The following is a 14,365-nucleotide window of genomic DNA, read 5'->3' on the forward strand; positions in this document are numbered from 1 at the left end:
GCTTGTTAGCAAGGTAAGCCTTACTTAGGTAAGCCTTTCCGTCAAACTTTTGTGACCTATTTCGCTTGGAAGGCGGTTTCTCGCATTTTTATGGTTCGGCAGCGCGTCATTGACTTTTTTTCGAGCCCCTTTGGGTGCAGAATGTGGCACTCTTTAGTGCAAGGACTATCCGCAGTCAACGGTTGGGGGACCTATGAAGGACCACGTCCACGAGCGCATCGGCTTCCGCGAAATCGACGAGCATGGCAATGCCGTGCAGGCCGTCAGCCCCCATGTGCCGGAGCCTGCGGACCGGGAACGCAGGAGAATCCCCATTAACCCGTTCATCATTGCGTTGTGGGTACTGGACGCGGGCCTTTTGTGGGTGGGAGTGTGGGCGGTGAATGAGACCGGAGCTGCGATGTCAGGTCCCACGATGTTCAATATGTCGGCCCAACTGAACTTCATGCTGATGACGTACACCCCGTACGCGTTTCTTGGTGCGCTGCTTCTGACATCTACGCTCCTGTTCTGGCACGCGGTTCAGTGGCAAAAACAGCGGCCGACCAGGTAATGGATACCTGACCGGCCGCTGAGGAATGGTGCTTGCTGGAACTGCTTTGCTGGAACTGCTTGCCTAGAGGACGGTGGCCCCCAGGACGCACTTGATCTCCGTGGCGGGTTTGGTCACCTCTGCGTTGGCGACCCAGTCAAGGGCCTTGCCCGCTGCAGCGTCCTTGAAGGTTTGCTCCCCGCGGGCGAGGACTGCCGAGGTTTTCGGGTCCACCCAGCTGACGGTGATCTTGACCGTGCCCTTGGTTCCCTCAGGAGGAGTCACGGTCCCCTTCGCCGTCACTTTTCCCTGCGCAGTATCGCAGGAGGTCATCTTGGTGGCCTCGATGATGCCGGTACCGGGGTTGGCAGGTTTTGCCTCACCGGTGGTGGCGGCCTGGGTTGTAGTTGACGACGGCGACGTCCCCGCCTCGTTGCTCGGGGACGACGAACAACCGGCGAGTGCGGCTGCCGAAACAAGCACCCCCGCAATGCACGCAACAGTCTTCTTCATGGTGTGGCTACCTGGTTCTTTCTGGGTTGTACGTTGGTTGAAAATGCGCGGCAACCGGGGTTGGGGCCCCGATTGCCGCGCACTTTTTGTCCTATGCCTCGGAACGCTTGCGGCGTCCAACGAGGAACAGGAACAGCCCCGCGCCAACTACCAGCAGGCTGATGGGCAACACGGTGAGGACAGCTCCCGTGTTGGCCAACGGACCCGAAGGCTGGCTCGGAACCACCGGCGGGAAGGTCACAACAGCACTTGCAGGTGGTGTGGTGACCGGGGGTCCCGTCGGAGGCGTACCCGTTGCGGTTGCCGTGTTGGCAACCTCACCGGCGTTGATATCCGCCTGGGTGATCGCATACGTTGCCGTAGCGGTCACGGTCTCACCGGGCAGCAGGGTTCCTGCAACGCCGGGCCAGGTGTATGCCAAGGCTGAGAGGCCCGGCATCGGATCGTTGATGGAGACGTCCGTCAGCGGGACGTTTCCGGTGTTCCTGGCGGTAAACGTGTACGTGATCACGTCACCCACCTGGGTGGGGTCTCCAACAGCCGAGGCATCGGCCGTCTTGGTGAACTCCAAGCCCGCGCTCGGGGTCAACGGGGTATCCGTTTCACCCGGCGGAGGCGTTACCGGCGGACCGGTGGGAGGAGTTCCGGTGGTGGTGGCCGAGTTGGCCACGTGACCGGCATTGATGTCGGCCTGGGTGATGGCGTACGTTGCCGTAGCCGTCACCGTCTGACCGGGCAGGAGCTCGCCGGGGGTACCCGGCCAGGTGTACGTCAGGGCCGAGAGACCAGCCAGCGGATCCGTGATGGATACGTTGGTCAGCTTCACATTGCCCGTGTTCTTGGCCGTGAAGTTGTAGGTGATCACGTCACCCACCTTCGACGGACCATCCGTTGCCGGAGCCACAGCTGTCTTGCTGAACTCCATGGCCGGAGCCGGGGTCAACGGAGTATCCGTCTCTCCCGGAGGAGGCGTCACCGGAGGACCAACGGGCGGTGTGCCCGTAGTGGTTGCCGAGTTCGCCACGTGGCCGGCATCAATGTCAGCCTGGGTGATGGCGTACGTTGCCGTAGCCTTCACTGTCTCACCGGGCAGCAGTGTTCCTGCTGCGCCGGGCCAGGTGTACGTCAATGCCGAGAGGCCAGCCAGCGGATCCGTGATGGAAACGTTGGTCAGAGTCACGTTGCCCGTGTTCTTGGCCGTGAAGTTGTAGGTGATCTTGTCACCCGCAACGGTGGGGTTCTGAACAGCGGAGACGTCCGCGGACTTGGTGAACTCCATTGCCGGCGCCGGGGTCAACGGAGTATCCGTGGTTCCCGGAGGAGGCGTTACAGGAGGACCAACCGGCGGAGTACCCGTGGTCGTCGCCGAGTTGGCGACGTGACCGGCGTCGATATCAGCCACTGTGATGGCGTATGTTGCCGTAGCCGTCACGGTCTGGCCCGGAAGCAACTCGCCGGGGGTACCCGGCCAGTTGTAAGCCAGTGCCGACAAGCCAGCCAGCGGATCGCTGATGGAGACGTTCTTCAGCGTCACGTTGCCCGTGTTCTTCGCCGTGAACGTGTAGGTGATCAGGTCACCTGCAACGGACGGATCGTGAACAGCCGAGGCGTCAGCCGACTTGGTGAACTCCATTGCCGGCGCCGGGGTCAACGGAGTATCCGTCGTTCCCGGAGGAGGCGTTACCGGCGGACCGGTAGGAGGAGTGCCAGTGGTCGTGGCGCTGTTCGCGACGTGACCGGCGTCGATATCAGCCTGGGTGATGGCGTACGTGGCCGAAGCCGTTACCGTCTGACCAGGCAGGAGAGTTCCTGCTGCTCCAGGCCAGGTGTACGTCAGAGCCGAGAGACCAGCCAGCGGATCCGTGATGGAAACGTTGGTCAGTGTCACGTTGCCAGTGTTCTTCGCGGAGAAGGTGTACGTGATCACGTCACCGGCCTTTGAAGGATCCTTGACTGCCGAGGCGTCAGCGGACTTGGTGAACTCCATTGCCGGAGCCGGGGTCAACGGGGTATCCGTGGTTCCCGGAGGAGGCGTTACCGGCGGACCGGTGGGAGGAGTGCCAGTCGTCGTGGCGCTGTTGGCGACATGACCGGCGTCGATATCAGCCTGCGTGATGGCGTACGTTGCCGAAGCCGTCACCGTCTGACCCGGAAGCAACTCACCCGGGGTACCGGGCCAGGTGTACGTCAGTGCCGAAAGACCAGCCAAAGGATCGGTGATCGTGACGTTCTTCAGCGTGACGTTGCCAGTGTTCTTCGCGGAGAAGGCATACGTGATGACGTCGCCCACCTTGGAAGGATCCTGGACTGCCGAATCATCCGCAGACTTGCTGAACTCCATCGCAGGCTTCGGGGTCAACGGAGTATCCGTGGTTCCCGGAGGAGGCGTCACCGGCGGGCCGGTGGGAGGAGTGCCGGTGGTGGTCGCCGCGTTGGCAACATGTCCGGCGTCGATATCAGCCTGTGTGATGGCGTACGTTGCCGTAGCCGTCACCGACTGACCAGGGAGCAGCTCGCCCGGAGTGCCCGGCCAAACGTACTCAAGGGCGGACAAACCGGCCAGCGGGTCCGTGATGGACACGTTGGTGAGGTTGACGTTGCCGGTGTTCTTTGCCGTGAACGTGTAAGTGATCTTGTCACCTGCAACGGACGGGTCCTGAACAGCGGAGGCGTCAGCGGTCTTGGTGAACTGCATCGCCGGAGCCGGGGTCAACGGGGTGTCCGTTGTTCCCGGAGGAGGCGTTACCGGCGGACCAACAGGCGGAGTGCCCGTAGTTGTTGCCGCGTTCACCACATGGCCGGCGTTGATATCAGCCTGGGTGATCGCGTACGTTGCCGTAGCGGTCACCGTCTGGCCCGGCTGCAACTCGCCCGGAGTACCCGGCCAGGTGTAAGCCAGTGCCGAAAGGCCAGCCAAAGGATCGTCAATGGTGACGTTCTTCAGTGTGACATTGCCGGAGTTCTTCGCCGTGAAGGTGTAAGTGATCTGGTCACCAACAACTGCAGGTTTCTGAATGGCCGAGGCATCCGAGCTCTTGGTGAACTCCATCGCAGGCGCCGGGGTCAACGGAGTATCCGTGGTTCCCGGAGGAGGCGTGACAGGAGGACCAACAGGAGGGGTACCCGTGGTGGTGGCGCTGTTGGCAACATGGCCGGCATCAATATCAGCCTGCGTGATGCCATACGACGCCGAAGCCGTCACCGTCTGGCCCGGCAGCAACTCGCCCGGAGTACCCGGCCAGGTGTAAGCCAGTGCCGAGAGGCCAGCCAGCGGATCCGTGATGGACACGTTGGTCAGCGTGACGTTGCCCGTGTTCTTGGCCGTAAAGGTGTAGACGATGCGATCGCCCACAACCGAGGGGTCCTGAACACCGGAAGCGTCAGCCGTCTTGGTGAACTCCATTGCCGGAGCCGGGGTCAACGGAGTATCCGTGGTTCCCGGAGGAGGCGTCACAGGAGGACCAACCGGCGGGGTGCCGGTGGTTGTCGCCGAGTTGGCGACGTGACCTGCATTGATGTCAGCCTGGGTAATTGCATACGTTGCCGTAGCGGTTACCGTCTGACCGGCTTGCAGCTCTCCGGGGGTACCCGGCCAGGTGTAGGTCAGAGCCGAGAGGCCAGCCAGCGGGTCAGTGATGACCACACCGGTGAGCTTCACGTTGCCCGTGTTCTTCGCGGAGAAGGTGTACGTGATCACGTCACCAACCTTTGAAGGATCCTGGACAGCCGAAGCATCAGCAGACTTGCTGAACTCCATTGCCGGAGCCGGAGTCAACGGGGTGTCCGTTGTTCCCGGAGGAGGCGTGACCGGAGGACCAACAGGCGGGGTGCCGGTGGTGGTCGCCGCATTGGCAACATGTCCGGCGTCGATATCAGCCTGGGTGACGGCGTATGTTGCCGTTGCCGTCACGGTCTGGCCCGGAAGCAACTCGCCGGGGGTACCCGGCCAGGTGTATTCAAGGGCAGACAAGCCGGCCAGCGGGTCATTGATGACCACACCGGTGAGCTTCACGTTGCCAGTGTTCTTCGAGGTGAAGGTGTACGTAATAACGTCGCCAACCTTCGAAGGATCCTGGACAGCCGAAGCGTCGGCAGACTTGCTGAACTCCATCGCCGGAGCCGGGGTCAACGGAGTATCCGTAGTTCCCGGAGGAGGCGTTACCGGCGGACCGGTAGGAGGAGTGCCCGTAGTCGTGGCGCTGTTGGCGACATGACCGGCGTCGATATCAGCCTGGGTAATCGCATACGTTGCCGTAGCGGTCACTGTCTGACCTGCTTGCAGCTCGCCCGGAGTACCCGGCCAGGTGTAAGCCAGCGCCGAGAGGCCAGCCAGCGGATCCGTGATGGATACGTTGGTGAGCTTCACGTTGCCGGTGTTCTTGGCCGTGAACGTGTAGGTGATCTGATCGCCTACAACAGACGGATCCTGGATTGCCGAGGCGTCAGCAGACTTGCTGAACTGCATTGCCGGCGCCGGGGTCAACGGAGTATCCGTCGTTCCCGGAGGAGGCGTCACAGGCGGACCAACAGGCGGGGTGCCAGTGGTGGTCGCAACGTTCGCGACGTGACCGGCGTCGATATCAGCCTGGGTGATGGCGTACGTTGCCGTAGCCGTCACGGTCTGCCCGGGCAGCAACTCACCGGGGGTACCCGGCCAGGTGTAAGCCAGCGCGGAGAGGCCAGCCAGCGGATCCGCGATGGATACGTTGGTGAGCTTGACGTTGCCAGTGTTCTTCGCGGAGAAGGTGTACGTAATGACGTCACCAACCTGTGAAGGATCCTTGACTGCCGAGGCATCTGCGGACTTGGTGAACTCCATTGCCGGAGCCGGGGTCAACGGGGTATCCGTGGTTCCCGGAGGAGGCGTTACCGGCGGACCGGTGGGAGGAGTGCCAGTCGTCGTGGCGCTGTTGGCGACATGACCGGCGTCGATATCAGCCTGTGTGATGGCGTACGTTGCCGTAGCCGTCACCGATTGGCCCGGAAGCAACTCGCCCGGAGTGCCCGGCCAGGTGTACGTCAGGGCTGACAGACCAGCCAGCGGGTCATTGATGACAACACCCGTCAGCTTCACGTTTCCGCTGTTCTTCGCCGTGAACGTGTAGGTGATCAGGTCACCTGCAACGGACGGGTTCTGGATAGCGGAGGCGTCGGCCGACTTGGTGAATTGCATCGCCGGAGCCGGAGTCAACGGGGTATCCGTTGTTCCCGGAGGAGGCGTTACAGGGGGACCAACCGGCGGAGTGCCGGTGGTGGTGGCCGCATTGGCGACATGGCCGGCGTCGATATCAGCCTGGGTGATGGCGTACGTTGCCGTAGCCGTCACGGTCTGGCCAGGCAGGAGGGTTCCCGCTGCACCGGGCCACGTGTAGGTCAGAGCCGAGAGACCAGCCAGCGGATCCGTAATGGACACGTTGGTCAGGGTCACGTTGCCGCTGTTCTTCGCCGTGAAGGAGTAAGTGATCAGGTCACCAACAACTGCCGGGTTCTGGATAGCGGAGGCGTCCGAGGACTTGGTGAACTCCATGGCCGGGCCCGGGGTCAACGGAGTATCCGTAGTTCCCGGAGGAGGCGTGACAGGAGGACCAACCGGCGGAGTACCCGTGGTGGTGGCGCTGTTGGCAACATGGCCGGCATCAATATCAGCCTGCGTGATGGCGTACGTTGCCGTAGCCGTCACGGTCTGGCCAGGCAGGAGGGTTCCTGCCACGCCGGGCCACGTGTACGTCAGAGCCGAGAGACCAGCCAGCGGATCCGTGATGGAAACGTTGGTCAGGGTCACGTTGCCGCTGTTCTTCGCCGTGAAGGTGTAGACGATGCGATCGCCCACAACTGAAGGGTCCTGAACACCGGAAGCGTCAGCGGATTTGCTGAATTCCATGGCCGGAGCGGGAGTCAGCGGGGTATCAGTACCGGCCGGAGGAGGCGTCACTGCGGGACCGGTGGGCGGAGTGCCCACGGTGGTTGCAGTGTTCGCGACATGGCCCGCATTGATGTCGGCCTGGGTGATCGCATACGTTGCCGTAGCGGTCACTGTCTGGCCCGGAAGCAACTCGCCAGGGGTACCCGGCCAGGTGTATTCCAGTGCCGAGAGGCCCGGCAGCGGGTCGTTGATGACCACACCAGTGAGCTTCACATTGCCGGTGTTTTTGGACGTGAACGTGTAGGTGATCTGGTCACCCACAACGGACGGATCCTGGATATCCGAGGCGTCAGCCGTCTTGGTGAACTCCATGGCCGGAGCCGGGGTCAACGGGGTATCCGTCGTTCCCGGAGGAGGCGTTACAGGAGGACCAACCGGAGGAGTTCCGGTGGTGGTCGCCGCATTGGCGACGTGACCGGCGTCGATATCAGCCTGCGTGATGCTGTACGTTGCCGTAGCTGTGACGGTCTGGCCCGGAAGCAACTCGCCCGGGGTTCCCGGCCAGGTGTACGTCAGTGCCGAAAGACCAGCCAGCGGATCCGTGATGGATACGTTGGTGAGCTTCACGTTACCGGTGTTCTTCGAGGTGAACGTGTAGGTGATCTGGTCACCCACAACAGACGGATCCTTGACAGCCGAAGCATCAGCGGACTTGCTGAACTCCATGGCCGGAGCCGGGGTCAACGGAGTATCCGTCGTTCCCGGAGGAGGCGTTACAGGAGGACCAACCGGCGGGGTGCCGGTTGTGGTTGCCGCGTTGGCGACGTGACCGGCGTCGATATCAGCCTGCGTGATGCTGTACGTTGCCGTGGCCGTGACGGTCTGGCCCGGAAGCAACTCGCCGGGAGTCCCCGGCCAGGTGTATGTCAGAGCCGAGAGACCAGCCAGCGGATCCGTGATGGATACGTTGGTGAGCTTCACGTTGCCCGTGTTCTTCGAGGTGAACGTGTAGGTGATCTGATCCCCTACAACGGACGGATCCTGGATAGCCGAAGCATCAGCAGACTTGCTGAACTCCAAGGCGGGGCCAGGAGTCAACGGGGTGTCCGTACCAGCCGGAGGCGGCGTCACAGCCGGACCAGTGGGCGGAGTGCCCGTGGTGGTCGCGACGTTGGCGACATGGCCGGCGTCGATATCAGCCTGAGTGATGGCGTACGTTGCCGTAGCCGTCACCGACTGACCCGGAAGCAACTCGCCCGGAGTTCCCGGCCAGGTGTACGTCAATGCAGACAAACCCGCGAGAGGGTCGTTGATGACCACGCCAGTGAGCTTGACGTTGCCCGTGTTCTTCGAGGTGAACGTGTAGGTGATCTGATCCCCTACAACGGACGGATCCTGGATAGCCGAAGCATCAGCAGACTTGGTCAGCTCCATGGCAGGACCGGCCGTCAACGGAGTGTCCGTACCAGCCGGAGGCGGCGTCACAGCCGGACCAGTGGGCGGAGTGCCCGTGGTGGTCGCGACGTTGGCGACATGGCCGGCGTCGATATCAGCCTGCGTGATGGCGTACGTCGCCGTAGCCGTCACCGACTGACCCGGAAGCAACTCGCCCGGGGTACCCGGCCAGGTGTAGGTCAGTGCCGACAGTCCTGCCAGCGGGTCATCAATGACCACACCAGTGAGCTTGACGTTGCCCGTGTTCTTGGACGTGAACGTGTAGGTGATCTGATCGCCCACAACAGACGGATTCTGGATATCCGAAGCATCTGCCGACTTGGTGAACTCCATGGCCGGAGCCGAGGTCAACGGAGTATCCGTTGTTCCCGGAGGAGGCGTGACAGGAGGACCAACCGGCGGAGTACCCGTGGTGGTGGCCGCGTTGGCAACATGTCCGGCATCAATGTCAGCCTGGGTGATGGCGTACGTTGCCGTCGCCGTCACGGTCTGGCCCGGGAGCAGTTCCCCGGGAGTGCCCGGCCAGGTGTACGTCAGTGCCGAGAGGCCAACCAGGGGATCGCTGATGGACACGTTGGTCAGCGGGACGTTGCCCGTGTTCTTGGACGTGAACGTGTAGGTGATCTGATCGCCAACAACGGACGGGTCCTGGATGGCAGACGCATCAGCGGACTTGCTGAACTGCATGGCCGGAGTGGACGTCAACGGGGTGTCAGTGGTTCCCGGAGGAGGCGTGACAGGAGGACCAACAGGCGGGGTGCCCGTAGTGGTTGCCGAGTTCGCGACGTGACCGGCCGTGATGTCAGCCTGGGTGATGGCGTACGTTGCCGTAGCCGTCACTGTCTCACCGGGCAGGAGGGTTCCTGCTGCGCCGGGCCAGGTGTACGTCAATGCCGAGAGGCCAGCCAGCGGATCCGTGATGGACACGTTGGTCAGCGGAACGTTGCCGGTGTTCTTCGAGGTGAACGTGTAGGTGATCTGGTCACCAACAACCGACGGGTCCTGGATGCCCGAGGCGTCCGCGGACTTGCTGAACTCCATGGCCGGAGCCGGAGTCAGCGGGGTATCCGTGCCAGCCGGAGGCGGCGTTACCGCGGGACCGGTGGGCGGAGTACCGGTGGTAGTCGCGGTGTTGGCGACGTGACCGGCGTTGATGTCAGCCTGAGTGATGGCATAGGTTGCCGTAGCCGTGACCGTCTGGCCGGGCAGGAGGGTTCCTGCCGCACCGGGCCAGGTGTACGTCAAGGCAGACAGGCCAGCCAACGGGTCATTGATGGACACGTTGGTCAGGGATACGTTGCCCGTGTTCTTGGACGTGAACGTGTAGGTGATCTGGTCACCAACAACAGATGGATCCTGGATATCCGAAGCATCAGCAGACTTGGTGAACTCCATGGCCGGAGCCGGAGTCAGCGGGGTATCAGTACCTGCAGGCGGCGGGGTGACAGGAGGACCTGTCGGAGGATTGCCCGTGGTGGTGGCAAGGTTGGCCACATGTCCTGCATCGATGTCCGCCTGGGTGATGGCGTAGGTAGCCATCGCCGTCACGGTTTCACCGGGCAGCAAAGTGCCCGGAGTTCCCGGCCAGGTGTAGGTCAGTGCAGACAAACCGGCCAGGGGGTCGTTGATGGTGACACCCGTCAGCGGCACGTTGCCGGTGTTTTTGGACGTGAACGTGTAGGTGATCTGGTCACCCACAACAGAGGGATCCTGGATGTCTGAAGCGTCAGCGGACTTGGTGAATTCCAACTCCGGGGCCGGGACGGCCGTGTTGGTGAGAACACAGCTGATATCGGCGCCGGCAACCGGAACCAAGGAATAAGCAGAATCCACTACCGCACCATTGGGCAGTCCGGTCTGGAGGCCGTTGGCATCAACACAGGTGATGACCTTGCTGTAACCGGAGAGGTTGGTTCCCGATTCCGTCAGGTAGTAGGTTGCACCTGCGTCGGCGACGTATTCGCCAGTGGTGCCCGTACCTGCGGTAACAGTGGAACCCGCACCGGTGGTGGTGGCGTTGGCAGTGTTGCTCACAACAGGACCCGTGGCCGATCCGGTGCGGATCTCAGTGGTGAACTGATCCGAATCCATCAGGCGGGTGGCATCCAGCGCCTTGGTCAGTTCAAGGCGCGGAGCCTTCACTACCAAAGTGGCGTCTGCCGGCGGGTTCAGGTTGGTGGCGATGTTGGCGGGGCCGTTGACGTAAGTGCCCTCGGCAGCTGCCGTGACATCCACCGTGATGGTGCAGGACGTCATTCCCAGGGCGAGGTCGCCGCCGGTTACCGAGAAGGAATTGCTGCCGGCAACAGCGGTGGTTACCAGAGGATTGGTTCCCGCTGCCTGCACACAGGTGCCGCCAATGTTGGGGGTACCGGCAATAACTACGCCGGCAGGGAGGGAGTCGGTGATGAACCAGTCGTTCTTGGCCATCAGGTCGTCCGTGTTGGTCACTGTCAGAGTGACCTTGGAAATTCCGCGCGGCCCAATAAGGGACGGGGTGAAGGACTTGTCTACCTGGGGGGTGACGTCCACGATCTGCGGAAGGTCAAAGGCTACGTCGTTGCCCGAGCCACTGGTGGCTTCATTCCTCAGTTCGAGACCGAGGGAAGGAGACGTGCCCATGGGAATCTGGAAGGCAGCCGACTGGAGCTTGGTGATTTCCGTAATGGCACCGTTGGTGGTGTTGGTTCCACAAGGATCCAACCCGGTGCTGAGGACCTGCCGCGTGCCGTTAATCAGGAGGCTGAAGGTCTCCTTGGCATGGGTCGAGTGACAGTTGACCTGCGCGAAGTAGGCCGATACTGCGTAGTAGTGGCCCTCAATCGCCGGAATCGTGTTGCCTTCAGTCCGGAACTGCACACCCGGGGTGATGCGGCCCGTGGGGCTGTTGGTGTACTCGGACAGGACTTGGTTGGTGGAGGATTGCGCAGCTGTCTGGCCCTGGGCCAAGCCCAGCGCGGCAGCCATTTGCCGTATCTGGTTCCAACCATCCGGCTGGTTGTTGGTACACCCTGCATCAGAGGTTGGCAACGGCGTGGAAGAGTTCAGGATCCAGCCATCGCACTGTCCGCCGGCCGGAGTGTACGGAGTATCGGCAAAGTACGTTTCGTTGGCAGCGTCAGCGCCGCCGGTGTAGTTGAGGATGCTGATGGCACCGCTGGAGGCATTCTCGTTGGAGAAATCCTCGGTGTAGACAGGCGTTCCTGGTTGGGCAATTCCCGGCGACCCCGGGACTGTCGCCAGGGCCGGTGGCGCTAACGCGCCGCCCACCCCCAGCGACATGATGGCTGTGGCGACTACTGCCGCCAACAGCTTCTGTGGACGTGTGTGTTTCACGGTCTCTCGCTTTTCTTTGTCACGCAAGAGGCCGACTCACAGAAGCGAATCGGCATCGAGCTAGGCTACTCGCCAGTACTCCAGTGGACGGAGACGAGTCTTCGTGACGCAAAAAACGTAGGGAATCCAAAAAAGTTGAAAAGACCCTGTGGAAGGACTTTGAGAAAAGGGGCCCCGACGGGTCATAAGGGTCGACGGCAGCACACAACGCAGGGCCGCCCTGGAGCGGCCCTGCGTTTGGGTAACTTACGGCTGAGGCTTGCTTAGCTGAAGGTGTTGGTGAAGTTCTTGGTCACAACGCCCTGCCCGGAGAACCGGTAGTCCAGCGTTCCTGTCGTGGCGGAAGCGGGCATGGCTACTCCCAGAACGAACGTAAGGTCATCGCCGGCCAGGGACGCGGTGCTGCAGCGGATGTTGCGGTCTCCCGACGAGACCGCGGCGCAGGTCCACCCTGCGGGTGCAACAGTTTTTCCAGCCAGGAATGTTGCCTGGTCCGGCAAGGCGAAGTCCACTTGGCCGGTGGTCGGTGTGCCCTGCCCCTGGAGCGAGAACTGCACTCCAAGTTCCCGTTCCGTAGGGTTCGCCCCCTGCGAGGCCGCGAACGTTGCGTTAACCGTTTGGGTGGCGGGTGCCCCCGGCGCGCCGGGAGGCACGGGGGTGGAGGTCACGGTACCGGAGTCCACCACAACAGCCTTCCGTGGCGCCACAACTGGTGGAACCACGACGGCGGGCGGCTGCGGCAGCGTTTCTACCGGACTGTCCGCGGAGGGCGTTTCCAGCGGAGCCACAACTGCGGGAACCTCCGGGGAGGCGGGCAAAGACTCCACGGGGCTCGGGGTTGCCGTTGGCATAGACGTTTCCTGGGCCGGCGCGAGGTTGAAGATGCCCTCCGACGCCGCCGTGGACTGGGAAGACGGGCTTGGCTGTAGGAACCACATCAAGCTTCCGGCCAAGGCCATGACGCCCACCACCAGCGCAGCAGCCAACTTCCACGCATTGCTGAGGCCCCGGATGCCATGGATGCCACTGTTCCCCGGGATGGCGGTACTTCCGGGGCTTGCGGGGATGCCCGTGCTTGCTGTGCTTCCGGTGGCTGCACCCATGGCGGTACCGCCGAGTCCGATCGCCGCCGCTCCCGCCGGGGTAAAGGTGATTCCCGTCAGCAACGGGAACAGGATGGAGCGCATACCGCCCTGGATGTCATTGAGTTCGATCAACAACGCCGTGCATTTGGCGCAGCTCTCCAGGTGCACACTGACTTTTTCCTTGGACGTACGCTTCAACGCATTCCGCGCGTACTTTCCCAACTGGCTGGCGTATTCGTCACAGGCTTCATCAACGGTCCGGCTGATGTGCTGTTGAAGGTAGGCCTGGCGGAGGCCTTCCCTTGCCCTCAGCGCCAAGGCTGAAACACCGTTCGGTGTCAGGCCAACGAAGGGAGCAGCCGCTGCAGGTTTCAGCCCTTCAATGTCCAGGTGCCACAGGACAGCTTGCCAGCGCTCCGGGAGGGATTTGAACGCCTTGGCCATCATGCTCGACTCGAGATCGCTGACTACTTGGTCGTTGTCGATCACCGGGGCGTCGAGGATGGCGTCTTCTTCCGCCATGGGCAGCCGGCGGGCTTTGCGGTTTCGATCGTGGGCGGTGCGCCGCACCACGGTGAGGAGATAGGACCGGAAGAACTCCTTTGGCCCTTTGCCTTCGGTCAGCAACTGAAAGATGGTGGCGAATGACTCGGCAACCACGTCATCGGCGTCGCTGGGGTTATCCGTTTGCGAGCGGGCCACGAATTGCGCCACTTTCATGTGCCGCTGGTAGAGGACGTCGAAGGCGTTCGTGTCACCTTCGCGGACTAAAGCGATGAGCTGCGGATCGCTGCCGGAAGCCGTCGCCGAAAGTGGTGACGCCGCATCGGCGCTGACCGCAACTACTTGATCCATAAACAATAGTGTGACATCACAAGCCGTGTGACTTGAATCGTCCGTCGCCAGCCTGTAGAGAACTCCCACTTTCGCATCACGTTTCACGCCTTGGCTGCACTAATAAACGTGACCCTGCCAAACCCTGGTGCGAATCGAGGAACCATGGACATCCGCCGCCCCCGCCCCTTCCTGAAACTGTTGCGTGCTGTCCATAAGGACGGAGCGCAGCAACCTGGCGCTATTGTCCGCGGATTGCCGCCCCACCGCTCAGCTCCACTGGCGCGCCGGAAGAATGCCGGACGTGCCACTTTGGTCTACGGAGCGGACCGGCCCGTAGCCATTCCGGGAGATACCGTCATCTTCACGGCGTGGATCACCAACAACTCCACCAGCCACCTCCGCGACGTCACATTGGTCCCCCGGTCCTTCACCAACGAAGGCATGGAGGTGTTGCGCTACAGCTCTGAGCCGGTTGAGCGCGACCTTCTCATCCCGCTCCTGGCTCCGGGCCAATCCGTGATGAGGACCTTCTCTTACCTGGTGACCGACGCAGACCATATCCACGGGGGCAGCCTGGTCAGCGCAATGCAGGTCCATGCCACCTGCCGCGGCCAGGTCGTTTTCGACGAAAACGACGCAATCGTCTCCCTCAGCGGCACACGAAAGGACTGGCCCTTCCCGGCTGAAAGGGCAGGGCAGATGCGAAAACGGCGGAAGAACGTTGAGCAGTCGGTGCCCGCGTAG

At 62.3% G+C, this 14,365-nt stretch carries 5 protein-coding genes; 2 read left to right on the forward strand and 3 right to left on the reverse strand.

What is annotated here, in order from left to right; genetic code table 11:
• Positions 1-193 precede the first annotated feature (193 nt).
• Positions 194-553, forward strand: coding sequence for a hypothetical protein (locus tag AC6JA3_RS20310; protein WP_026547368.1), 360 nt, complete (start codon positions 194-196; stop codon positions 551-553).
• Positions 554-616: 63 nt separating this feature from the next.
• Here the strand turns inward: AC6JA3_RS20310 and AC6JA3_RS20315 are convergent, their stop codons facing one another.
• The 3 genes from AC6JA3_RS20315 to AC6JA3_RS20325 form a co-directional block, all read right to left on the reverse strand.
• The gene (locus AC6JA3_RS20315) at positions 617-1,045 is read right to left on the reverse strand and encodes a hypothetical protein (RefSeq protein ID WP_026541746.1); all 429 of its coding nucleotides are present in this window, start codon (positions 1,043-1,045) and stop codon (positions 617-619) included.
• Positions 1,046-1,136: 91 nt separating this feature from the next.
• Positions 1,137-11,699, reverse strand: a complete 10,563-nt coding sequence (locus tag AC6JA3_RS20320) for a CLIPPER-2 domain-containing protein (protein WP_081733359.1) — start codon at positions 11,697-11,699, stop codon at positions 1,137-1,139.
• A 263-nt stretch (positions 11,700-11,962) separates the two neighbouring features.
• Entirely contained in the window at positions 11,963-13,639 is a 1,677-nt protein-coding gene (locus AC6JA3_RS20325; RefSeq protein ID WP_026541745.1) for a sigma-70 family RNA polymerase sigma factor, read from the reverse strand.
• 144 nt (positions 13,640-13,783) lie between these two features.
• Between AC6JA3_RS20325 and AC6JA3_RS20330 the strand changes: the two genes are divergently transcribed.
• Positions 13,784-14,365, forward strand: a complete 582-nt coding sequence (locus AC6JA3_RS20330; protein ID WP_051420964.1) for a DUF11 domain-containing protein — start codon at positions 13,784-13,786, stop codon at positions 14,363-14,365.

The sequence above is a fragment of the Arthrobacter sp. TmtSoilC79 genome (assembly GCF_059739405.1).

Excerpts from the sequence above, each read along its gene's own strand:
- AC6JA3_RS20310 (WP_026547368.1), top strand. The coding sequence starts at position 194 with ATGAAGGACCACGTCCACGAGCGCATCGGCTTCCGCGAAATCGACGAG.
- AC6JA3_RS20330 (WP_051420964.1), top strand. The coding sequence starts at position 13,784 with ATGGACATCCGCCGCCCCCGCCCCTTCCTGAAACTGTTGCGTGCTGTC.
- AC6JA3_RS20325 (WP_026541745.1), bottom strand. The coding sequence starts at position 13,639 with ATGGATCAAGTAGTTGCGGTCAGCGCCGATGCGGCGTCACCACTTTCG.
- AC6JA3_RS20315 (WP_026541746.1), bottom strand. The coding sequence starts at position 1,045 with ATGAAGAAGACTGTTGCGTGCATTGCGGGGGTGCTTGTTTCGGCAGCC.